At 67.0% G+C, this 22,842-nt stretch carries 23 protein-coding genes; 2 read left to right on the forward strand and 21 right to left on the reverse strand.

Annotated features, from left to right (window positions below; genetic code table 11):
• Positions 1-45 precede the first annotated feature (45 nt).
• From purF to leuC, 17 genes are all read right to left on the reverse strand, one after another.
• Positions 46-1,578, reverse strand: coding sequence for an amidophosphoribosyltransferase (gene purF / locus HWX25_RS00370; RefSeq protein WP_059818804.1), 1,533 nt, complete (start codon positions 1,576-1,578; stop codon positions 46-48).
• Between the two features lie 51 nt (positions 1,579-1,629).
• Positions 1,630-2,124 carry a CvpA family protein gene (locus tag HWX25_RS00375; RefSeq protein WP_059524763.1) on the reverse strand — a complete coding sequence of 165 codons (495 nt, stop codon included), beginning with the start codon at positions 2,122-2,124 and terminating at the stop codon, positions 1,630-1,632.
• A 6-nt stretch (positions 2,125-2,130) separates the two neighbouring features.
• A complete protein-coding gene (locus HWX25_RS00380) occupies positions 2,131-2,979 on the reverse strand; it encodes an SPOR domain-containing protein (protein ID WP_175906425.1) in 849 nt (282 codons plus the stop codon).
• 29 nt (positions 2,980-3,008) lie between these two features.
• Positions 3,009-4,319, reverse strand: a complete 1,311-nt coding sequence (gene folC, locus HWX25_RS00385; RefSeq protein WP_175906427.1) for a bifunctional tetrahydrofolate synthase/dihydrofolate synthase — start codon at positions 4,317-4,319, stop codon at positions 3,009-3,011.
• A gap of 100 nt (positions 4,320-4,419) precedes the next feature.
• A complete protein-coding gene (gene accD / locus HWX25_RS00390; protein WP_044843820.1) occupies positions 4,420-5,292 on the reverse strand; it encodes an acetyl-CoA carboxylase, carboxyltransferase subunit beta in 873 nt (290 codons plus the stop codon).
• A gap of 64 nt (positions 5,293-5,356) precedes the next feature.
• Complete coding sequence (trpA, locus tag HWX25_RS00395) at positions 5,357-6,175, reverse strand: tryptophan synthase subunit alpha (RefSeq protein WP_175906429.1); 819 nt, start codon at positions 6,173-6,175, stop codon at positions 5,357-5,359.
• A 41-nt stretch (positions 6,176-6,216) separates the two neighbouring features.
• Positions 6,217-7,068 carry a site-specific DNA-methyltransferase gene (locus HWX25_RS00400; protein WP_059524755.1) on the reverse strand — a complete coding sequence of 284 codons (852 nt, stop codon included), beginning with the start codon at positions 7,066-7,068 and terminating at the stop codon, positions 6,217-6,219.
• Between the two features lie 9 nt (positions 7,069-7,077).
• Positions 7,078-8,271: a tryptophan synthase subunit beta gene (trpB, locus tag HWX25_RS00405; RefSeq protein WP_059524753.1), complete on the reverse strand. Its 1,194-nt coding sequence runs from the start codon at positions 8,269-8,271 to the stop codon at positions 7,078-7,080.
• Between the two features lie 55 nt (positions 8,272-8,326).
• Positions 8,327-9,028: a phosphoribosylanthranilate isomerase gene (locus HWX25_RS00410; protein ID WP_175906866.1), complete on the reverse strand. Its 702-nt coding sequence runs from the start codon at positions 9,026-9,028 to the stop codon at positions 8,327-8,329.
• Positions 9,025-9,837, reverse strand: coding sequence for a tRNA pseudouridine(38-40) synthase TruA (gene truA, locus HWX25_RS00415; protein ID WP_059818799.1), 813 nt, complete (start codon positions 9,835-9,837; stop codon positions 9,025-9,027). The genes HWX25_RS00410 and truA overlap by 4 nt, the downstream gene beginning before the upstream one ends.
• Complete coding sequence (locus tag HWX25_RS00420) at positions 9,837-11,900, reverse strand: FimV/HubP family polar landmark protein (RefSeq protein WP_175906431.1); 2,064 nt, start codon at positions 11,898-11,900, stop codon at positions 9,837-9,839. Before HWX25_RS00420 ends, truA begins: the two co-directional genes overlap by 1 nt.
• Positions 11,901-12,410: 510 nt before the next feature.
• A complete protein-coding gene (asd, locus tag HWX25_RS00425; RefSeq protein ID WP_059466419.1) occupies positions 12,411-13,532 on the reverse strand; it encodes an aspartate-semialdehyde dehydrogenase in 1,122 nt (373 codons plus the stop codon).
• A gap of 82 nt (positions 13,533-13,614) precedes the next feature.
• Positions 13,615-13,734 carry a 3-isopropylmalate dehydrogenase gene (locus tag HWX25_RS33325; RefSeq protein WP_244138718.1) on the reverse strand — a complete coding sequence of 40 codons (120 nt, stop codon included), beginning with the start codon at positions 13,732-13,734 and terminating at the stop codon, positions 13,615-13,617.
• Positions 13,735-13,842: 108 nt separating this feature from the next.
• Complete coding sequence (gene leuB / locus HWX25_RS00435) at positions 13,843-14,910, reverse strand: 3-isopropylmalate dehydrogenase (protein WP_175906433.1); 1,068 nt, start codon at positions 14,908-14,910, stop codon at positions 13,843-13,845.
• A 75-nt stretch (positions 14,911-14,985) separates the two neighbouring features.
• Positions 14,986-15,636, reverse strand: coding sequence for a 3-isopropylmalate dehydratase small subunit (gene leuD / locus HWX25_RS00440; RefSeq protein WP_059524742.1), 651 nt, complete (start codon positions 15,634-15,636; stop codon positions 14,986-14,988).
• A gap of 65 nt (positions 15,637-15,701) precedes the next feature.
• Positions 15,702-15,848 (reverse strand): entericidin A/B family lipoprotein, encoded by a 147-nt coding sequence (locus HWX25_RS00445; RefSeq protein ID WP_059450800.1) that lies wholly within the window; start codon positions 15,846-15,848, stop codon positions 15,702-15,704.
• 3 nt (positions 15,849-15,851) lie between these two features.
• Positions 15,852-17,261, reverse strand: coding sequence for a 3-isopropylmalate dehydratase large subunit (leuC, locus tag HWX25_RS00450; RefSeq protein WP_175906436.1), 1,410 nt, complete (start codon positions 17,259-17,261; stop codon positions 15,852-15,854).
• A 274-nt stretch (positions 17,262-17,535) separates the two neighbouring features.
• On the opposite strand from leuC, the gene HWX25_RS00455 reads away from it, so the two are divergent.
• A complete protein-coding gene (locus HWX25_RS00455) occupies positions 17,536-17,868 on the forward strand; it encodes a cupin domain-containing protein (RefSeq protein WP_175906437.1) in 333 nt (110 codons plus the stop codon).
• A 127-nt stretch (positions 17,869-17,995) separates the two neighbouring features.
• The gene (locus tag HWX25_RS00460; protein ID WP_175906439.1) at positions 17,996-18,721 is read left to right on the forward strand and encodes a glutathione S-transferase; all 726 of its coding nucleotides are present in this window, start codon (positions 17,996-17,998) and stop codon (positions 18,719-18,721) included.
• A gap of 14 nt (positions 18,722-18,735) precedes the next feature.
• Here the strand turns inward: HWX25_RS00460 and HWX25_RS00465 are convergent, their stop codons facing one another.
• The 4 genes from HWX25_RS00465 to HWX25_RS00480 form a co-directional block, all read right to left on the reverse strand.
• Positions 18,736-20,433 carry an NAD(P)/FAD-dependent oxidoreductase gene (locus HWX25_RS00465; RefSeq protein ID WP_175906441.1) on the reverse strand — a complete coding sequence of 566 codons (1,698 nt, stop codon included), beginning with the start codon at positions 20,431-20,433 and terminating at the stop codon, positions 18,736-18,738.
• A 39-nt stretch (positions 20,434-20,472) separates the two neighbouring features.
• Positions 20,473-20,955, reverse strand: a complete 483-nt coding sequence (locus HWX25_RS00470; RefSeq protein ID WP_059524736.1) for an aromatic-ring-hydroxylating dioxygenase subunit beta — start codon at positions 20,953-20,955, stop codon at positions 20,473-20,475.
• Complete coding sequence (locus HWX25_RS00475) at positions 20,933-22,279, reverse strand: aromatic ring-hydroxylating dioxygenase subunit alpha (RefSeq protein ID WP_175906444.1); 1,347 nt, start codon at positions 22,277-22,279, stop codon at positions 20,933-20,935. The genes HWX25_RS00470 and HWX25_RS00475 overlap by 23 nt, the downstream gene beginning before the upstream one ends.
• A gap of 156 nt (positions 22,280-22,435) precedes the next feature.
• Positions 22,436-22,834 carry a hypothetical protein gene (locus tag HWX25_RS00480; RefSeq protein WP_059818794.1) on the reverse strand — a complete coding sequence of 133 codons (399 nt, stop codon included), beginning with the start codon at positions 22,832-22,834 and terminating at the stop codon, positions 22,436-22,438.
• Positions 22,835-22,842 lie beyond the last annotated feature (8 nt).

The following is a 22,842-nucleotide window of genomic DNA, read 5'->3' on the forward strand; positions in this document are numbered from 1 at the left end:
GCAAGGCCACATCCTATCACGCTTCGTCGGAAGCGCGCGCCGGCATCACTCGACCGACAGTTGCAGGTTCATCTGCGAACGCGCGGCATCGCCGGCCGTGTCGCGATCGGCCTGGGACGCCGGTGCGAGACGTGCGCGCTCGATCGCATCGAGGTACTCGGGCGTCACGGCGCCGGTGATGTAATTGCCGTCGAAGCACGACGCCTCGAAGCGCTCGAGCTTCGGGTTGATGTCGCGCACCGCGCGGCGCAGGTCGTCGACGTCCTGATAGATCAGGTAGTCGGCGCCGATGATCTTCGCGACTTCATCGTCGGTGCGGCCGTGGGCGACCAGCTCACCGCGCGTCGGCATGTCGATACCGTACACGTTCGGGAACTTCACGGGCGGTGCCGCCGACGCGAAGATCACCGACTTCGCGCCCGCATCGCGCGCCATCTGCACGATCTCGTGCGAGGTCGTGCCGCGCACGATCGAATCGTCGACGATCAGCACGTTCTTGTCCTTGAACTCGATGCTCATCGCATTGAGCTTCTGGCGCACCGACTTCTTGCGCACGGCCTGGCCCGGCATGATGAAGGTGCGGCCGACGTAGCGGTTCTTGAAGAAGCCTTCGCGATACTCGACGCCGAGCTTCGCGGCGACCTGCATCGCGGCCGGACGCGACGAATCGGGAATCGGCATCACGACGTCGATCGGCACGTTCGGCAGCTCGCGCTTGATCTTCTCGGCGAGGTAATCGCCCATGCGCAGGCGAACGTTGTAGACGGGCACGCCGTCGAGGCACGAATCCGGACGCGCGAGATACACGTATTCGAACATGCACGGATTCAGCGTCGGGTGCTCCGCGCACTGCTGGCTGTGGAAGTTGCCGGCCTTGTCGATGAAGATCGCTTCACCCGGCTGCACGTCGCGCACGAATTCGAACCCGATGCCTTCGACCGCCACCGACTCCGACGCGACCATCCACTCGGTGCCGTGTTCGGTCTCGAGCTTGCCGATGCAGAGCGGGCGGATGCCGAACGGATCGCGGAACGCGAGCAGGCCGTAGCCGGCGATCAGCGACACGATCGCGTACGAGCCCTGCAGGCGGCGATGCACGCCCGCGACCGCCTTGAACACCGCGGCCGGATCGAGCTCGAGGCCCGTCGTCGACAGCTGCAGCTCGTGCGCGAACACGTTGAGCAGCACTTCGCTGTCGGAATTGGTGTTGATGTGCCGGCGGTCGATCCGGAACATCTCGTCCTTCAGCTGTTCCCAGTTCGTCAGGTTGCCGTTGTGCGCGAGGATGATCCCGAACGGCGCGTTCACGTAGAACGGCTGCGCCTCGGCTTCGCTCGACGCCGAGCCGGCCGTCGGATAACGGACCTGGCCGATGCCGAAGGTGCCGGGCAGGCTGCGCATGTTGCGCGTGCGGAACACGTCGCGCACCATGCCGTTCGCCTTGTACATGTGGAAATTGCTGCCGTCCGCCGTCGCGATGCCCGCTGCGTCCTGACCGCGATGCTGCAGCAGCAGCAGGCTGTCATAGATCAGCTGATTGACCGGGGATTGGGAGATAACACCTACGATGCCGCACATGGCATGTCCTTCAAGATGACAAAATCGGTTCCGTCCTGCCCGGCCGCGTCGTCACACGCGCACATACTGGGCCATGCCGTCGGGCAGGAGCTGCTTCAGCTCGTGCACGCCCTGTTCGGCGAAAGGACGCAATAGCGCATTGCGCCAGAAATCCTGTTTGGGCAATTCGGTCAGCCCGGCCGCCGCGACCAGCAGCACCACCAGCACGCAGCCGCGGACGAGCCCGAACATCATGCCCAGCGAGCGATCGACTCCGCCGAGGCCCGTCGCCTGCGCGATTCGCGACAACAGCGCGTTCGCGACACCCGCGACGAACACCACGCCGATCACGATCAGCGCGAACGCCAGCACCCACTGTGTCAGCGCACCGCCCGGCCAGTTCGCCGGGATATACGGCACGACCAGTCCGACATAGCGGGCCGCGATCGCAATCGCCGCGATCCAGCCGATCAACCCGAAAATCTCCGAGACGAAACCGCGCCATGCGCCACGCAGCGCAGACAACGCGATCACCGCCAATACAGCGTAGTCGAAAGCCGTCAGCATCGCACGTTACTGCGTGAGTCCGGCTTCGCGCACCTTCGCGATCGCGGCGGACGCCGCCGCGCGATCCGCGAACGGGCCGGCACGCAGCAGTGTAGCCGTGCTGCCATCCGCCTGCTTGCGATGCTCGACATATGCGGGCACCCCCGCCGATTTCAACTTGGTGGCCCACGAACGGGCCGTTGCGTCATCCTTGAACGAACCGAGCTGCACCGCGAAGCGCGCACCGGCCGGCGACGCCGGCGACGATGCGTCGCCGCTGTCGGCCGCGGCATCGGCGTTCGCGACCGTCGCGGGCGCCGGTTTCGGCGCGGCCGGCTTCGGTGCGGGTGCGGCCGTGGCCGGCTTCGCAGCGGGCTTCGGCGGCGTCACGCTCGCCGTGGTCGTCGGGGTCGTGGTATCGGGCTTCGCGGCCGGCTTGGCTGCATCCTTGGCCGTGGGCGCGGGCACGGCCGCCACGGCGACATCGGATGCCGGCGGTTCGTCGTGCGCGACGCCCGCCTGCACGTCGGACGCATCGTCGTCGCGTGGTGCCACCGCCTGATGCGCGGGCCGGTTCGGGATGTCGATCGCGATGTCGTCCGTCACCGGCTTCGGGTGCGAATCGAGCACCATCGGCAGCACGATCACCGCGGCGACGACGAGCGCGATCGCGCCGACGAGACGCCGGCGGGCGCGTTGCTTTTCTGGAAGGGTCGGATCGAGGAGCAGTGCGTCCGATTCCGGACGCTCGGTGCGGCGCGTGCGTCGCTCGACGCGTTCAGTGCGCTCCGTGCGCACGTTCCGGGAGGCCCCGGTACGACCGCCGCGCCGCGGGGGCGCGTCGTCGTCTTTCTTGCCGAACGAGAAAATTCCCATGAATGGCTGAGTCCGAAACTGCCCGTCAGTCAGTGTTGCTGCGATTTCCGGTAGGCCATCACACCTGCCACCGTATGGAAACTGCCGAGAACCACGATTCTATCATTCTCGGATGCTCTTTTTAGTGCATCGCGAAACGCTTCGGCGGGCGACGCGAACCGCGTCACGCTCGAATCGGCCCCCTCCTCCACGCCGGCCTTGCGCAGCGCGGCTTCAAGCTGCTCCGCGCTCGCCGCGCGCGGCAGCGGCAGGTCGGTCACGCACCAGTGGTCGATCTCGCCCTTCAGATGCTGCAACACGCCATCGATGTCCTTGTCGTGCATCGCGCCGAACACCGCGTACGTGTACGGGAAGAAGCCCATGTTGCCGAGATTCTGCTCGAGCACGGCCGCCGCATGCGGGTTGTGCGCGACGTCCAGCACGATCGCCGGCTTGCCGGGCAGCACCTGGAAGCGCCCCGGCAGTTCGACGTTGGCGAGCCCGAGCCGGATGTCCTGTGCGGACACCGGCAGCACCGGGCGCAGCGCCTCGAGCGCGGCCAGCGCGGCCGATGCATTGATCAGCTGATTCGCACCGCGCAGCGCCGGATACGCGAGCGCCGGATAGCGCTTCTCGCGGCCGAGGTAGCTCCATTGCTGGCGTTCGGCGCCCGGCTGCGCTTCGTAGCGGAAATCGCGACCGACCAGCCACAGGTCGGCGCCGATCGCTTCGGCATGCTCGACCAGCGTGTTCGGCACCGCGGGATCGCCGCAGATCGCCGGCTTGCCCGCGCGGAAGATCCCTGCCTTCTCGAATGCGATCTTCTCGCGCGTGTCGCCGAGGTATTCGGTGTGGTCGATGTCGATGCTCGTGACGATCGCGCAATCGGTATCGATGATGTTGACCGCATCGAGCCGGCCGCCGAGGCCGACTTCGAGGATCACCGCGTCGAGCCCGCGCGACGCGAACAGGTGCAGGATCGCGAGCGTCGTGAATTCGAAGTACGTGAGCGACACCGGCTCGGGCAGCGACGTGCGCGCCGCCTCGACGGCTTCGAAGTGCGGCAGCAGCTCGCCGTCGCTCACCTGCTGGCCGTTCACGCGCGCGCGCTCGCCGAATTCGAGCAGGTGCGGCGACGTGTGGCAACCGACCTTGTAGCCCGCATGAACGAGGATCGCCTCGAGGAACGCGCAGGTCGAACCCTTGCCGTTCGTGCCGCCGACGGTGATCACGGGGCACGCGAATTCGAGCTGCAACGCCGCCTTGACCTGCCCGATGCGGGTGAGGCCCATGTCGATGCCGACCGGGTGCGCGCGTTCGAGATGCGAAAGCCACGCGTCGAGAGTGGGAAAAGTGCTCATCGGATCAAATCTGAATCGGTACCGCCACTACGCCAAAAAACGAAACGCGCCGCCCGGCGGTTCAGCCGGGCGACGCGCGCAGTTCACAACGCCGCGCCAATCAGGCCAGCGCGTCGGCCGGCTGTCGCTGCAGCAGCGCGAGCAATTGCGCGATCTCGTCGCGCATCTTGCGGCGGTCGACGATCATGTCGATCGCGCCCGTCTTCAGCAGGAATTCCGCGCGCTGGAAGCCTTCCGGAAGTTTCTCGCGAACCGTCTGCTCGATCACGCGCGGGCCGGCGAAGCCGATCAGCGCCTTCGGCTCGGCGATCACGACGTCGCCGAGGAACGCGAAGCTCGCCGACACGCCGCCCATCGTCGGGTCGGTCAGCACCGAGATGAACGGCAGCTTGGCTTCGGCCAGCTTGGTCAGCATCGCGGTGGTCTTGGCCATCTGCATCAGCGACAGCAGGCTTTCCTGCATCCGCGCACCGCCCGACGCCGTGAAGCAGATGAACGGCACCTGCTGCTCCAGCGCATTCTGCGCGCCGCGCGCGAAGCGCTCGCCCACGACCGAGCCCATCGAGCCGCCCATGAACGAGAATTCGAAGCAGGCCGCGACGACGGGCAGCGTGTGGATCGCGCCACCCATCACGACCATCGCGTCGGTCTCGCCCGTTTCGTCCATCGCTTCCTTCAGACGATCGGGATACTTGCGGCTGTCTTTGAACTTCAGCGAGTCGACCGGCACGATTTCCTGGCCGATTTCATAGCGGCCTTCCGGATCGAGCAGCCCGTCGAGACGCTCGCGCGCACCGATGCGCATGTGGTGATCGCACTTCGGGCATACGTGCAGGTTCGCGTCCACGTCGTTGCGGTACAGCACGGCCTCGCAGGACGGGCACTTGACCCACAGGCCTTCCGGAATGCCCTTGCGGCTTTTCGGGTCGGTCTGCTTGATCTTCGGCGGCAACAGTTTGTCGAGCCAGCTCATCGTATGGTTTCCTGTTCCGTGGCGGGGCGGGCCGACCGGCCCGTTCCCGCTTCCTGTGTTGTGTTTATCGCGCCGTCTTGCCGGCGCCGTCCAGGGCGGCGCGCAGCTCGGCGATGAAAGTCTTCAGCGCGGCGGCGGCGCTTTCCGGCGCGGCGCTCTCGAGCAACTGCACCAGGCGGCTGCCGATCACGACGGCGTCCGACACTTCGGCCACCGCGCGCGCCGTTTCGGCGTCGCGGATGCCGAAGCCGACGCCCACCGGAACCGGCACGCGCGACTTGATGGCCGGGATTTTACCCGCAATGCTCGAAACATCCAGATTTCCGGCGCCGGTCACACCCTTGAGCGACACGTAGTACACGTAGCCGCTCGCGATCTTGCCCACGTCGGCGATGCGTTCGTCGGTCGACGTCGGCGCGAGCAGGAAGATCGGATCGATCTGCACGGCACGCATTTTCTCGGCGAACACGCCCGCTTCCTCGGGCGGATAGTCGACGACGAGCACGCCGTCGACGCCCGCCGCCTGCGCTTCGGTCGCGAACGTGTCGACGCCCATCCGCTCGATCGGGTTCGCATAACCCATCAGCACGACGGGGGTTTTCTGGTCGGTCTCGCGGAAGCGCTTCACGTCGGCGAGCACGCTCTTCAGCGTGACGCCGCGTGCGAGCGCACGCTCCGACGAGCGCTGGATCACCGGGCCGTCGGCCATCGGGTCCGAGAACGGCACGCCGAGCTCGATGACGTCGGCGCCGCCTTCGGCGAGCGCGTGCATGAATTCGACGGTCTTCGCGGGGTCGGGATCGCCGGCCGTAATGAACGGGATCAGGCCCTTGCGGCCTTGTTCGGCGAGTGCGGCGAAGGTCTGCTGGATACGGGAGGACATGGCAATTTTCCTTGATGCGATCGGCACTGCGGCGGCGCGACTCACGCGCACGCCGGCGTGGCGAGCGCGTTCACGCGCTCGTGCGCGATCGCGCAATAACTTTCGTTGATCTCGTAGCCGACGAAGTCGCGCCCCTGCCGTGCGCAGGCCACCGCGGTCGTGCCGCTGCCCATGAACGGATCGAGCACGCGGCCGCCCGGCGGGCAGCTTGCGAGCACCATCCGCTCGATGATTTCCAGCGGCTTCTGGGTCGGATGATCGACGCGCTCCGCGTGCTGCCGGTGCAGGCGCGAGACCGACCAGACGTCCTTCGGGTTGTAGCCCATCTCCAGCCACTTGCTGCCTTCGAACAGCTTGCGCGAGCGGGCCTTCTTCGTGTCGGCGTCGTACGGGATGCGGACCGGATCGAGATCGAAGTAATACGCCTTGGAAACCGCGAAAAAGCCGATGTTGTCGTGCACCGACGTGAAACGGCGCGTCGTGCCGCCCATGCTCGGCACGCGCCGGTCCCAGATGATCTCGTTGACCATCGTGAGCTTCGTCTTCAGGAAGCTGAAGATTTCCGGCGCGTACTGCCACGTGCAGAAGATGTACATCGACCCGCTCGGCTTGAGCTTCGGGATCGCGAGTTCGAGCCACTCGCGCGTCCACGCGAGAAAGTCGTCGCCCGAGCGCTTGTCCGAGTCGTTGCCGTAGTCCTTGCCGAGCCCGTACGGCGGATCGGCGACGATCAGGTCGATCGACGCATCCGGCAGGCGCGCGGCTTCGGACATGAAATCGCGGTTGTGCAGCTCGATCCCGGACGGCAGCGCGCACGGCACGGCGACGGCGGACTGCACCGCCTCCGCTTCGCTCGCGGCACCGCCGCCCGGTTGTTCGATCAGGTCACGCATCGGTCGGGGTCAGAGCGCGATGCCCGATCGCTCGGCGACCGTGTGCATGTCCTTGTCGCCGCGGCCCGACAGGTTGACGAGCAGGATCTTGTCCTTCGGCAACGTCGGCGCGAGCTTCACGCCATACGCGATCGCGTGGCTCGACTCGAGCGCGGGAATGATCCCCTCGATCCGGCAGCAGTCGTGGAACGCCTTCAGCGCCTCTTCGTCGGTGATCGGCACGTACTGCGCGCGGCCGCTGTCCTTCAGCCATGCGTGCTCGGGACCGACGCCCGGATAGTCGAGCCCGGCCGACACCGAATGCGTCTCGATGATCTGGCCGTTGTCGTCCTGCAGCAGGTACGTGCGGTTGCCGTGCAGCACGCCGGGGCTGCCGGCGATCAGCGACGCCGCGTGACGGCCGGTGTCGAGGCCGTCGCCGGCCGCTTCGACGCCGATCAGCTGCACCGACGTGTCGTCGATGTACGGATAGAAGATGCCCATCGCGTTCGAGCCGCCGCCGACGCACGCAATCACCGCGTCCGGCTGCCGGCCGGCGAGTTCCGGCATCTGCACCTTGCACTCGTCGCCGATCACGCGCTGGAAGTCGCGCACCATCGCCGGATACGGGTGCGGGCCCGCGACCGTGCCGATGATGTAGAACGTGCTTTCGATGTTCGTGACCCAGTCGCGCATCGCTTCGTTCAGCGCGTCCTTCAACGTGCGCGAACCCGATTCGACCGGCACGACCGTCGCGCCGAGCAACTTCATCCGGTAGACGTTCGCGGCCTGGCGGCGCACGTCCTCGGCGCCCATGTAGACGATGCACTCCATCCCGAAGCGCGCGCAGATCGTCGCGGTCGCGACGCCGTGCTGGCCGGCGCCGGTTTCGGCGATCACGCGCTTCTTGCCCATCCGCTTCGCGAGCAGCGCCTGGCCGATGACGTTGTTGATCTTGTGCGCGCCGGTGTGGTTCAGGTCCTCGCGCTTCAGGTAGATCTGCGCGCCGCCGAGCATCTCGCTCCAGCGCTGCGCGTGATAGATCGGCGACGGACGACCGACGAAATACTTGAGTTCGCGCTCGTATTCGGCGACGAAATCGGGGTCATTGCGGAATTTTTCGTACGCCGTGCGCAGTTCGTCCAGCGCGTGAATCAGCGTTTCGGCGACGAACACGCCGCCATACGGGCCGAAGTGGCCGTGATCATCAGGAAGGTTGTACATGGTGTCACTCTCGATCGGTCGGCGCGCCCCGCTGTCGGGGCCGCACCGGCTTGCATCACCCGGCGTCCGCTTCGCGCACCGCGCGTACGAACGCCGCCATCCGGGCGTGATCCTTCACGCCCTTCGCGCCCTCCACTTCGATGCCGCTCGAGACATCGACAGCAAACGGGCGCAACTGGCGGATCGCATCACCGACGTTTTGCGCGTTCAAGCCACCACTCAAAACGGCCCGATGCGCGAGCTCTGCGGGAATAAGTGACCAATCGAAGACCTTGCCGCTACCGCCGTAATCCGGCACCAGGGTGTCGAACAGGAGGCCGCGCGCTTTCGAATAATGAAGAGCCGATTCTACCAAATCGGCCGGCTGCGTCGAGGGGCCGACGCGCACCGCGCGCAACCACGGCAGACGTGCCGCGCGGCCGAGGGCGTCGCACTGCTCGGGCGTCTCGTCGCCGTGGAATTGCAGCACCGTGAGCGGCACGTCGCGCACGACCGCCTCGATCTCGGCTTCGGTCGCGTTCACGAACAGCCCGACCACCGACACGAACGGCGGCGCGAGGCGTGCAAGCTCGGCCGCCTGCGCGATCGACACCGCGCGCGGGCTCTTCGGATAGAACACGAGGCCGATCGCGTCGGCGCCGAGCGCGGCGGCGTGCAGCACGTCCTCGGGGCGCGACAGGCCGCACAGCTTGATGCGCGTGCGCGGCGCGAGGCCGGCCGCGGCGGGAGTCGGAGAAGACACGGCGTGATCCGTCATGGTTGTGGGTCCAGGTCGGCCCAGACGCTGCTCCACGGCACGCTGCCGAGCTGCGCGGGCGGGACGGCGAATTCCGCCGGGTAGCCGACATGGGCGAGGTACAGCCCGTCGGCCATGAACGTGGGCGCGGCGAGATTGCGGTCGCGCCCGGCCAGCACGTCGGCGAGCCACTCCGCCGGGTAGCGGCCGCGTCCGACCGCGACGAGGCAGCCCATCAGGTTGCGCACCATGTGGTGAAGGAACGCGTTCGCGCGGAAGCGGAAATGAATGAAGTGGCCCGCACGCCGCACGTCGATCTGGTACAGGTGTTTGACCGGCGTCTTCGACTGGCATTCCGACGACCGGAACGACGAGAAGTCGTGCTCGCCGATCAGGTGCGCGGCGGCGACGCGCATTGCGTCGTCGTCGAGCGGCGTGTGGATCCAGCCGGCCCGGCCGGCCAGCATCGGCGAGCGCACGGGGTGCACGTACAGCGCGTAGTAGTAGGTGCGTTCGAACGCCGAGAAACGCGCATGGAACGTGTCCGGCATCGGCTTCGCCCACTGGACGGAAACGGTCGGCGGCAGGAACGCGTTGGTACCGCGCACCCACGAGAAATCCGCGCGGTCGAGGTCCGTGTCGAAGTGCACGACCTGCCCGAGCCCGTGCACGCCCGTGTCGGTCCGTCCCGCGACCGTCGTGTGCAGCGGCACGCACGCGAATTCGCCGAGCGCGCGCTCGAGCGCGTCCTGCACGGTCTTGCCGTGCGGCTGCGCCTGCCAGCCGCAGAACGCGGCGCCGTCGTACTGAATCCCCAGCGCGATCCGCATCACGCCTCTTCCGCCAGTTTCGCGAGCAGCGCGCGCGCATCGTCGCGCGTCGCGGCGTCGTTCGCATCGACGACTTCCTGCAGCAGCGTGCGCGCGCCGGACAGGTCGCCCAGCTCGACGTACTCGGATGCGAGATCCAGCTTGTTGCGTGCGATGCGCGCGAGCTCTTCCGGTGTCAGCGCGGGCAGCACGGCGCCCGGCGCGGACGGCAGGTCGAGATCGAAATCCAGCTTCAACGCGCCGAACTGCGCGCCGCCGAGCGGCGGCAGCGACGACGGCGCAGACGCACCGCCCGCGTGCGGCGCGGGCGTTGCCGCATCCGGATCCCAATCGAACTCGTCGTCCTGATCGGCCGGGTGCTCCGGCAACGGATCGTTCGCACCAACGGGCGGGTGCGACGCGGACTGACCGTTAGTTGCGATTTGCTCGCTTTCGGCTTGCCCTTCCCGAACGGCCGGCTCTTCCGCCGTACGCGGCGGCAGCGGCATGTCGAGGCTGTTCAGCGCGCTGATCGCGTTCTGCATCAGTGCCGCGTGCTGATCGTCGTTCGTCGCCGGCGCGGCGGGTGCTTCGATCAACTGACCGGGCGTTGCCTCCGCGACGGGCTTCGCGTCGTGCGGTGCCGGCTCTGCGGCGGGCGTCAACGCGGCGGGCGCGGCCGGCGCTTCCTTTTGATCGTCTCGCGGCGTTGCCGCTTCCGGCGACGAAGGTACGTCGAGATCGCGCGTTTCGGCCACCTCCGCCGCTACCGCAGCGGCCGAAACAAGATTCACATCGGCGGCTGCGTCGCGTGCGACCGGCGTCTCGGGAAGAATCGGCGGCACGGGTTCGACCGGCGACGATGATGCGCCGGCATCCGAAGCAGCCGCCCCGCCGGATTCCGAGGCGACGGTCTCGGCGCGCCGCGCTTTCCGGCGCTTGCGCCATGCGAAGCCGGCTGCGAGAACGACCACCGCCGCGCCAGCCGCCGCGGCCGGGCGCCAGTCGATCTGTTCGGAAACACGCGCGGACGGCGTCGCCGTCACGGGCACGGCCGGCTGCACGGGGGCCGATGCCGGCTGCGCCGCACTGGCGGCCACGCCGGACGCCGCCTCGCTCGCGGCGGGCGACGACGCGGCAGCAGATGCGGCAGCAGATGCGCCGTCATTCGCGGCGGGACGCGGGGCAGCAGGCGCCGGCGCGGGCGCAACGTTGTTCGTCGCGGCCGGCTTGCCGATTCCGTGTTTCTGCAGCTCCATCAGCACGCGATTCTTCAGCGCGAGCAGTTGCTGCAGGCTCGACGGCCGCGGCTGCGACGCGCCCGCGACGGGTGCCGCCACAGATGGTTCGTGCATGCCTTGAGCGTGGCCTTGCGCGGGCTGGATGGCGGCTTCGCTCGCGGACGACGGAGTCGCGGACTGAATCGCGCCGCTCCACACGTGCGGTCCGCTTGCACCGGCCGCAGGCGCGGCCGGCTGAACGGACTCGACCGTCGACGCGCCATGCGCGGCGGACGCGCCGGTCGAAGCCGATGCCCCTGCCACGACTGCCGCCGCAGCGACACTTGCGCCGCTGACGGGTGCCGCATGAGCAGCCGGCGCCGTTTGCACGGCCGACCCCGGATGCGGCGCGGACGCGCCATGCTGCGTAGCCACAGCCGAAGCCGCGGCCGTACCCGACGCGGCGGCCACCGCGGACGCAACCGATGCACCTGACGCACCGGCCGCCGCGAGCGCCGCGCCCGTCGCGTCGAGCGCCGGCACCGTCAGCGTCGCGCCGACTTTCAGGCGGCTCGGATCGCGCTTCATGAATGCCTGCGGGTTGGCGTCGAACAGCGCACGTCCGGCACGCGCGAGCACGCCCGGATCGTGCGACTGCGTGGCCGCCTTCGCGAGATCGTTCAGCGACTGGCCGGGCTGGACCGTCACGGTGAGCGGCGCGGGGCCACCTGCGGCGGAAGCCGGCAGTTCGACGGTGCCGGCCGCCCAGGCCGACGCGGCCGCGCCGAGTGCCAGGATCGCCAGCGCGCCGCGCACGGCGCGCGACAGACGGGACTGACGCGGAAACAAGGAAATTCGGGACATCGTAGGCTCTATCGCCGCGCGCGGGCGCGGCTCGGATTCGCGTAGGGAAGCGTCAATAAAGTCGCCGCAGAAATGCAAAAGCGTCGCGCAGAACGCGACGCTTTCGGCGACTCTGCGCGTCGTAACCGCATAGTTTACTTCACGCGATCAGGTTCCGGCCGAATTCGTCGCCGGCGGATGCGGCCGTCCATGCCGATACATCGGTGCAACCGCTATTCGCACCGCGCCGCCGGCGCGCGGATCGCGCGACTGCCGTGCTGATCCTCATCTTCAATCGCGCACGGCAGTTTTATCAAAAAGGGATCATCAATCGACGACAATTGTTGCGGCCGCATCGCCCCGGGAATGAATTCATGCCCGTATCGTTCGCGTCGCGCCCTCTCGCAAGCGTCTCGGGGTTTTCGCGCGTATGCCGCCGCGCCAACCAATAAAAAAACGCCTGCCGCCCCGCGAAGGGCAGACAGGCGTTTCGCGTCGCGCGCCGACGGGGCGCGCAGCGCAGCCCGATCCTTACTTGTCGAGCAGGATGCGCAGCATGCGGCGCAGCGGCTCGGCCGCGCCCCACAGCAGCTGGTCGCCGACCGTGAACGCCGACAGGTATTCGCCGCCCATCGCGAGCTTGCGCAGGCGACCGACCGGCACCGTCAGCGTGCCGGTGATCTTCGCCGGCGACAGGTCGCGCATCGAGGCTTCGCGCTCGTTCGGCACGACCTTCACCCAGTCGTTCGCCGACGCGAGGATGCCGTTGATTTCGTCCAGCGGGACGTCCTTCTTCAGCTTGATCGTCAGCGCCTGCGAATGGCAGCGCATCGCGCCGATCCGCACGCACAGCCCGTCGACCGGGATCGAACCCGGCTCGCCCATGGCCGGCTTGCCGAGGATCTTGTTGGTTTCCGCGCCGCCCTTCCACTCTTCCTTCGACATCCCGTTGCCGAGATCCTTGTCGATCCACGGAATCAGCGAACCCGCGAGCGGCACGCCGAACTGGCTCGTCGGCATTGCATCGCTGTTCATCGTCGCGAGCACGCGGCGGTCGATGTCGAGAATCGCGGAAGCCGGATCGGCGAGCTGTTCCTGCACCGAACCGTGCAGCGCGCCCATCTGCGACAGCAGTTCACGCATGTTCTGCGCGCCCGCGCCCGATGCGGCCTGGTAGGTCATCGCCGTCATCCAGTCGACGAGGTTCTCGCGGAACAGGCCGCCGAGCGCCATCAGCATCAGGCTGACCGTGCAGTTGCCGCCGACGAAGTTCTTCGTGCCCTTGACGAGCGCGTCCTTGATCACGTCGAGGTTGACCGGATCGAGGATGATGACCGCGTCGTCCTGCATCCGCAGCGACGAGGCCGCGTCGATCCAGTAGCCGTTCCAGCCGGCCGCGCGCAGCTTCGGAAACACGTCGTTCGTGTAGTCGCCGCCCTGGCACGTGATGATCACGTCGCACTTCTTCAGCTCGTCGACGTTGGTCGCGTCCTTGAGCGTAGTCTCGTTTTTCGCGAACGACGGCGCCTTGCCGCCCGTGTTGCTGGTGCTGAAAAACACCGGTTCGATCAGGTCGAAATCACCTTCTTCCTGCATGCGTTGCATCAGCACGCTGCCGACCATGCCGCGCCAACCTACGAGACCTACGTTCATGACTAACCCTTTGAATGGAGCTTCCCCGCCATTTCCGCCCCCGGCGTGACCGCGCGGGGAAACAGGCGGGCACGACGGACGATCAGCGTTTAATGATCGTTTTCGTGGTAATGGTTTTCGTGATGACGATGGCGCGCGTACCCGCAGGGGCATTGTTGCCGTGGAGTTTCAGGACCGGGGAGATCAGGGAAATCAGCGCCATCGTTCGAGTCTACACAAAGCCGGTTGGCCGCACAACGGCCAACCACGCGCGAACCGGCCGATTTCGCGGCCCGTTCGCGCCCTTTCTACAATTCACTGCATTACCGCATTACAGCGCGGCGACCACCGCGTCGCCCATCGCCGCCGTACCGACCTGCTTGCAACCCGGCGTCGCGATGTCGCCCGTGCGATAGCCTTGTTCGAGCACCGTTTTCACCGCGCGCTCGATGCGATCGGCCTGCTCCGCACGATTCAGCGAGTAGCGCAGCAGCATCGCGGCCGACAGGATCGTCGCCAGCGGGTTCGCGATGCCCTTGCCCGCGATGTCCGGCGCCGAACCGTGCGACGGCTCGTACAGGCCCTTGTTGTTCTTGTCGAGCGACGCCGACGGCAGCATGCCGATCGAGCCCGTCAGCATCGACGCTTCATCCGACAGGATGTCGCCGAACATGTTGCCGGTCACGATCACGTCGAACTGCTTCGGCGCCTTCGCGAGCTGCATCGCTGCGTTGTCGACGTACATGTGCGACAACTCGACGTCCGCGTATTCCTTCGACACGTCGATCATGATGTCGCGCCAGAATTGCGACGTTTCGAGCACGTTCGACTTGTCGACCGACAGCAGCTTCTTCGCACGCTTGCGCGCGGCCTGGAACGCGACGTGCGCGATGCGGCGCACTTCCGGTTCCGAATAGCGCATCGTGTCGAAACCCTCGCGCTCGCCGGCGAACGGGCCGTCGGGAGCGGCGCGCACGCCGCGCGGCTGGCCGAAGTAGATGTCGCCGTTCAGCTCGCGCACGATCAGGATGTCGAGGCCCGCGACCAGCTCCGGCTTCAGCGGCGACGCGTCGACGAGTTGCGGATAGCAGATCGCCGGGCGGAAGTTCGCGAACAGCTCGAGATGCTTGCGCAGCCCGAGGATCGCCTGCTCGGGGCGCAGCGCGCGCTCGAGCGAGTCGTACTTCCAATCACCGACCGCGCCGAACAGGATCGCGTCGGCTTCCTTCGCGAGTTTCAGCGTCGCGTCCGGCAGCGGATGACCGCTCGCCTCGTAGCCCGCGCCGCCGACCGGCGCCTGTTCGAGTTCGAACTTCTCGTCGAGGGCGTTCAGCACCTTGACCGCTTCATTGACGATTTCCGGACCGATGCCGTCGCCGGACAGCACTGCAATCTTCATGCGTTATTCCTGACTGGGTAGGTATGAGTGGCAGGTCGGCGAGCGCGCGTCATGCGCGCCCGCCCGGAGGCAATCTCAGCCGACCAGCTTGTTGTTGAGCCACGGCTGCTTCGCAAGCCGCTCGGCTTCGAACTGGCGGATCTTGTCCGCGTGACGCAGCGTCAGGCCGATGTCGTCGAAACCGTTCAGCAGGCAGTACTTGCGGAACGCGGTGATGTCGAACGCATACTCGCGGCCGTCGCCCGTGCGCACGACCTGCGCGTCGAGGTCGATCGTCAGCTGATAGCCGTTGAACGCGTACGTGTCGTTGAACAGGTGATCGACCTGCTGCTCGGTCAGCACGATCGGCAGCAGCCCGTTCTTGTAGCAGTTGTTGAAGAAGATGTCGGCGAAGCTCGGCGCGATGATCGCGCGGAAGCCGTACTGCTGCAGCGCCCACGGCGCGTGCTCGCGCGAGCTGCCGCAGCCGAAGTTCTTGCGTGCGAGCAGCACCGATGCGCCCTGGTAGCGCGGCTGGTTCAGCACGAAGTCCGGGTTCAGCGGGCGCTTCGAGTTGTCCTGGCCCGGCTCGCCGTGATCGAGGTAACGCCATTCGTCGAACGCGTTCGGACCGAAGCCCGTGCGCTTGATCGACTTCAGGAACTGCTTCGGGATGATCGCGTCGGTGTCGACGTTCTCGCGATCGAGCGGCGCCACGACGCCGGTATGCACATTGAATTTTTCCATGATCCGTCTATCCGGTTGAAGGGCCGGCATTCAGCCGGCGCACATCGACAAATTCTCGGCGGATGTCACTCCGCGGCGCGCTGCAGCGCGTTGCCGGCGGCATTGACGTCCTGGCCGAAGCCTCGGACGGTATTGCAGCCCGCAAGGCCGAAGCCCAGCCCCGCGAGCGCCAGCGCGGCAACCAGCCGCGCGATGAGCTTCGATGCCGTCACGCGTTACCCCAGCTTGCGAATGTCGACGAAATGGCCTTCGATCGCCGCCGCCGCCGCCATCGCGGGGCTCACCAGGTGCGTGCGACCGCCCGCGCCCTGCCGGCCTTCGAAGTTGCGGTTCGACGTCGATGCGCAGCGCTCGCCCGGATCGAGCCGGTCGGCGTTCATCGCGAGGCACATCGAGCAGCCCGGCTCGCGCCATTCGAAGCCCGCGTCCGTGAATACCTTGTCGAGGCCTTCGCGCTCGGCCTGCGCCTTCACGAGGCCCGAGCCCGGCACGACCATCGCCAGGCGCACGTTCGATGCGATGCGGCGATTCAGCTTCTTCACGACGTACGCGGCCGCGCGGATGTCCTCGATGCGCGCGTTCGTGCACGAACCGATGAAGATCTTGTCGACCTTGATCGACTCGATCGGCGTGTTCGGCTCGAGCGCCATGTAGGCCAGCGCGCGTTCCATCGCGTCGCGCTTGACCGGATCCTTTTCGCGCTCGGGATCGGGCACGCGACCGTCGATCGACGTGACCATTTCCGGCGACGTGCCCCACGTGACCTGCGGGACGATCTCGGCCGCGTTCAGCTCGACGACGCGGTCGAACTGCGCGCCTTCGTCGGACTTGAATTCGCGCCAGTACTCGACGGCCTGGTCCCATTCCGCGCCGGTCGGCACGAACGGACGGCCCTTCAGGTAATCGATCGTGGTGTCGTCGACGGCGACCATGCCCGCGCGCGCGCCGGCTTCGATCGCCATGTTGCAGACGGTCATCCGGCCTTCCATCGTCAGCGCGCGGATCGTCGAGCCGCCGAATTCGATCGCATAGCCCGTGCCGCCGGCCGTGCCGATCTTGCCGATGATCGCGAGCACGATGTCCTTCGCGGTACAGCCGCGCGGCAGGACACCCTCGACCTTCACGAGCATGTTCTTGCTCTTCTTCTGCAGCAAGGTTTGCGTCGCGAGCACGTGCTCGACTTCCGACGTGCCGATGCCGTGCGCAAGCGCGCCGAACGCGCCGTGCGTCGACGTGTGCGAATCGCCGCAGACGATCGTCATGCCCGGCAGCGTCGCGCCCTGCTCCGGCCCGATGATGTGCACGATGCCCTGGCGCACGTCGTTCATCTTGAACTGCGTGATGCCGAACGCGTCGCAGTTCGCGTCGAGCGTGTCGACCTGCAGCTTCGAGACCGGATCGGCAATGCCGTGGCTGCGATCCGTGGTCGGGACGTTGTGGTCCGACACGGCCAGGTTCGCGCTGATGCGCCACACCGGGCGGTGCGCGACGTTCAGCCCTTCGAATGCCTGCGGGCTCGTGACTTCGTGCAGCAGCTGACGGTCGATGTAGAGCAATGCCGTGCCGTCGTCCTCGGTGTGGACGACGTGGGTATTCCACAGTTTGTCGTAGAGAGTCTGTGCCATGGGTATGCGGGGTCGTTGTGACTACAAGCCTTGCGGATGCGGTCGATTATGCCACGCAGAACGCGCCACGGCGCAGGCCCGGCGCGAAAAAACCCATTAAAAACAGTGGTTTGGCTGGTAGTGCCAATACCTGTATCGGCATTACCAGCCAAACGGCAGCATCGGACGCCGCGACGCCCCGTGCTCGCGATGTTCGCCTCGAGGCGGATTCCGGCATACGATGGGACGACGTACGTCTGCCTGTCCCCACGGTCCGGAACCGGAGCCCACGACGATGAAGCTCGGCATCAACGAATCGCTCGCCCGCCTCGACGATGAAGGCACGCCGTTCACGACACTGTTTCGCCACGGCACGCTCGACGTCGAGCTGTACCGGCCGCGCGGCGAGGACCTGCAGACGCCGCATACGCGCGACGAGGTCTACGTGATCGCCACCGGCACGTCCCGTTTCGTCGTCGACGGACGCGAATGCGGCGTCGCGGCGGGCGACGTGGTGTTCGTCCCCGCATTCGCGTCGCACCGTTTCGTCGGCTTCTCCGACGACTTCTCGACCTGGGTGTTCTTCTACGGCCCCGAAGGCGGCGAGCGCGACGGGCGCGGTGCATGACGCGCGCCAAGCACCGCGCTTCCCGCACGATCTCCTAGACTGTCTATTCGCAACGGGCGGCGCGGCCGCCCTCCCCACCATCGCGATGCGCCCATCGCCCGGCGCATCGACCGGACAGGAGCACGGCATGCGTTACGAACTCTATTACTGGCCCGAGATCCAGGGTCGCGGCGAATACGTGCGGCTCGCGCTCGAGGCGGCCGAGGCCGACTATGTCGACGTCGCGCGCGAATCGGGGCGCGGCATGGGTGTACAGGCAATGATGCGGCTGATGGACAGCACGAAGACCGAATGCGTGCCGTTCGCACCGCCGTTCCTGAAGGCCGGCGACGTGCTCGTCGGACAGACCGCGAACATCCTGCTGTTTCTCGGCGCACGGCTCGGTCTCGCGCCCGCCGACGAAGCCGGACGGCTGTGGGTGCATCAGCTCCAGCTGACCGTCGCCGATTTCGTCACCGAGATCCACGACACGCATCACCCGATCGGCAGCGGCCTGTACTACGAGGACCAGAAGGCCGAGGCCGCCGAGCGCGCGGCCGATTTCCTCGCGCACCGCCTGCCGAAGTTCCTCGGCTACTTCGATCGCGTGCTGGAGCAGAATCCGCACAAAGGCGGCTATATCGCCGGCGGCGCGCTCAGTTATGCGGACCTGTCGATGTTTCAGCTGATCGAAGGGCTGCGCTACGCGTTCCCGAAGGCGATGAAGCGCGCGGAGCGCAAGGTCGCGGGGCTCGTCGGCCTGCACGACCGCGTTGCACGGCATCCGCCCGTCGCGCGCTATCTGGAGTCGGCGCGCCGCATCCCGTTCAACGACATGGGGATCTTCCGGCACTATCCGGAGCTGGACAAGTAGCGCCGCACGCCGCGTCAGTCGCCGTAGCGATAGCGGCTGCGCATCGCGTCGAGCGGATTGCCGTCGGCGAGCGTCCCGCCGAGACTGCGGATCACCGCGCTCGCTGCGTTAATTGCCGTCTGCACCGCGCCCTCGATCCAGCCGCCCGTGAACGAACAGCAGCAGCCGGCCAGGTAGATGCCACGGTCCGACGACGGATCGGCGGCCGTCTGGAACTGATAGAACAACGCCTGCGAGTGAATGTCCTCGCCCGGATAGTTCAGCTTGAATGCACCGAGCGCGTAGCGGTCCGACAACCAGTCGTGGCTCGTGACGTTGCGCGCGTAATCGTCGTCGAGCGGACGCAGGTGCGCGGCGAACGCCGGCGACACGATGCCGATCTCGGCCACGAGACGCTTGAACCGCTCGACCTTGTCGGTGAGCGACAGGATCTTGTGCGAATCGTCCTCCCACGTGTAGCTGATCAGCACGACGCCGTGTGCGTCGGGATCGTCGGGCGCGTAGTCGAGGCAGTAGATGCCGCGCGCCAGCGTATCCGTCTGGATGTTGTGCGGCAGCCCGTGCTTGAGCCAGAACTTGTCGCGGGTCAGCACGAACAGCTTCGACGAGCTGACCATGTGCGTCTCGTTGATCGCGCGAACGACGTTCGGCGCGAACAGGTTCGCGATGCCGGTGATGCCCATGCCGACCTGCATCGCGCGCGTCGTGGTCGCGACGATCACGCGGTCGAATATCTGCGTCGATCCGTCGTCGAGCGTGAGCGCAAAGGTCTCGTCCGGCTGCTTCGCCACGTGCCGCACGGCCGCGTGGACGATGCAATCGCGCACTCGCGCACCGTCCCCGCCATCGTCGAGCAGCCCCTGCGCGAGCGCGAAGATGCCGGCCGGGATCAACCGCTGGTCGACTTCGAGCTCGTTGACCACGATCCGCAGGATTTCGAGGAACGATGCGCGATAGACCGGCTGGAAGCCGCCCGAGCCGATGCCGAGCGTGCCGAACAGGCGCAGGTCCTCGCCCTTGCGCCAGCGCGCGCCGCCCGGCGGCGTCGCGCCCGTGAAGATCTTGACGATCGCCGAGTAGAACGACTCGTCGCCGAAGCGGTCGATGTACTGCTGCCAGCCATGCCGCGCATCGTCGTAGCGGTGCGCGCGCAGCAGCGCCGTCAGTTCGGCCGGTGCGGGCAGCTGCGTGCCGTCGTCGAGCCGCACGCCGTCGCGAATGAACGCGCGCCAGCCGCGGTCGACGCGGTCGAACAGCGCGGGTGGCGCATCGCCCGCGGGCCAGTGGTACGCATGGCCCTGGTAGTGGATCTCGGTGTCGACGATGCCCGGATCGGGAAACGCGGATGCGCTGTCGACGCCGAACCGCTCGAGATAGTGGTAAAGCGCGGCCTGCGACGGCGGGAAACGCATCGCGCCCATTTCGGCGAGCAGGTGCGGATGGTCCGGATTGATCGACTGCGACAGCAGGCGCCCGCCCACGCGCGCGCGGTTCGCCTCGAACACGACGACCTGCCGTGCCCCCGCGCGCAGCAGCTCGCAGGCGGCGACCAGGCCGCCGACGCCCGCGCCGACGATCGCGATCCGCGCGTCGCGTGCGCGCTGCGCCGGCAGCGTGCCGAGATGCCCGCCGGTGCGGGACAGGAAGGCGCCGTAGTCGTACAGCGTGTCGATGTACGGCAACGTGCGCGGCAGGAATTCAGGAGCGTTCATGTGGTCGGGAACGAAAAGGGACGTGCTGGCCGCACGCGATCAGACAGGCAGATGGATGCTGCCGAGCGGCGCGTCGGCGTTGACGAGATCGACACGCTTCACGCGGATGCGCAACGTGTCGTCGCATACCGCGAGTTCATGCGTGTACCAGCCGGCGAACAGCGTCTGCTCGTCGCGTCGCGTTTCGACGTAATGAAACGGCGTGCGCAGCACATAGGCGCCGCGTTCGTGGTCGGCCCGATCGACGTGCGGCTGCTGGAGCAGATGATGACCGCGACTCGCCGGCTGCTGCGAGAACGTCCGGCGCCCGGCCAGCCGCTCGATGCGGATGCGCAGCAGGAGCCGGTCCTCGTCCATCAGCGCGCCGTGCAGCCCGGTGTCGGGCTGGTCCGGCGACAGCGGCATCCAGTAGCGCGCGTCGTCCGCATAAAGTGCGAGCCATTCCTCGTAGCGCCGCTCGTCAAGCAGGCGTGCCTCGCGATACACGAACGCGACGAGCTCATCGTGCGGAAATACGCGCATCGGCGGCCTCCTGCGTCGATACCGGCGCGATGAACTGCAGCCATGCCCGGAACTGGTTGCGGATCTGCTGTTCGCTGGTGCCGTTCGTCTCCGACGTCGGCTGCGCGAACTCCTCGGGATCGAACAGCCGCCCGACGTGCACCCAGTCGCGCGCCTGCGTGGCGAGGCCGCGCTGGGCGCGTTCGTACATTTCGAGATCGTCGTGCGCGACGATCGACGTCGGCGCGTTGATGAGGCGGTTGTAGGCGAGCGTGCGCTCGAACAGCGAATCGGGCGCACCGACGAGACGAAACGACCACGACTCCACCAGCGTGCGGTCGACCGCCAGCGGCTTGAACACGCGCAGGATCTGGATCGGCCCTTTCACCATCGCATTCGGAAACAGCACCGTGTTGTGACGCACCTCGCCGAGAATCCGCGCGGCGCGCGCTTCGCCGTAAGCCGCGGTCATCTTCTCGTGATAGCCGGGAATGGGCGTGTAGCGCGCGTGAATCGAATCGGCGGTGCCGGTGTGACCATGTCCGTTGGGCCACACGCGCAACCCCATCTGCTCGAAGAACGCGTGCGGCTGGATGAACGGCTCCAGCAGCTCGACCGCCATCGGCTTCGCCTGCTGCGTGCCGTCGCGCTCCCACACGCGCACGGCCGTGCCGGCCGACGACTCGTGCGCGACCATCGGATGGCAGGTGTCGGTCTGATTCTCGACCAGCATCTTCCAGTTACAGCCGTGCACGTAGCGGAACACGCCGCCCGCGACTTCCACGCGCCCTTCCGGCGAACGATCGACGAGGTTGTCGAGCGACGACAGCGCATCGCCGAAGTACGCATGGAAATCGACACCGGACTGACTCAGGCGGCAGAACACGAAACCGCGATGCTCATGGGTCGCGCCGACCGCCTGCATGCCCTTGCTCGCCTCGCACGTCTCGAAGCCCGTGTTTTCGTAGCCGCGCCGCAGCGGAATCGCGTAGAGGCTGCCGTCGGTCCGGTACGACCAGGCGTGGTACGGGCAGCGGAAGAATGTGCCCGTATTGCCGGAGGCATCCGTCACCAGCTGCGTGCCCTTGTGCGAACAGCGGTTGTGCAGCACCCGCACCGAACCGTCGACGTGGCGCACCATCACGACCGGCTCGGCGCCGATCGTCGTCGTCACATAGTCGCCCGTGGCCGGAATCTGGCTGACATGGCCGACATAGACCCACGTGTTCCAGAACAGATGGCGCATCTCCAGCTCGAAGATGCGCGGCGACAGATAGAGGTCCTTGTGCACCTCGGTATCGCGCACGAGCGAAGCCACCGCATCGGTGAACGATGGTGCCGTCATGCGCGCCCCCGACTGCGGACGCGATGCGGCCGCGCGTCCTCGCGACGCGCGATGTCGATTGCTTTTATTGTCATCTCTCAGGTTTCTGGTTGGTATGCCGCTCGGAGGAGCATGTGCCTGCCGCCGCGCGGCGGCGTCAGGCGTTGCGGGTAACGGTCAGCCCGTCACCGGCGTCTCGTGCAAGCGCAGCCAGCCGATGCGGCCATCCGCGTCGCGCTCGAACACGACGGTCGAACGGCGCACCGTTCGCCGCCCTGCCGCGTCGGTCTGCGTCTCGCGATAGGCGATCGTCGAGCCGCCCTGCCACGTGCTCACTTCGTGCAGTTCGTCGATCGCGATCCGCAGGCCGGGCCGCGCGCCGAAGCCGCGCGAGAACAGGACGTCGATATCCGCGTAATCGAGCGCATGCCCATGCAGCGAGATCATCGAGAAGTCCCGCGAAAAGCGCGCGAGCAGCGGCGCGAGCCCGTCGCGCGCCGCGCTGCCGGACAACCATTGCTCGATGTCGACGTGCGCGTCGACCACTTCCTGGAAAAACGGGTTTGACGAATTCATCTCGAAAC

Source organism: Burkholderia sp. BCC1640 (genome assembly GCF_902833125.1).
Taxonomy (GTDB): Bacteria; Pseudomonadota; Gammaproteobacteria; order Burkholderiales; family Burkholderiaceae; genus Burkholderia; species Burkholderia diffusa.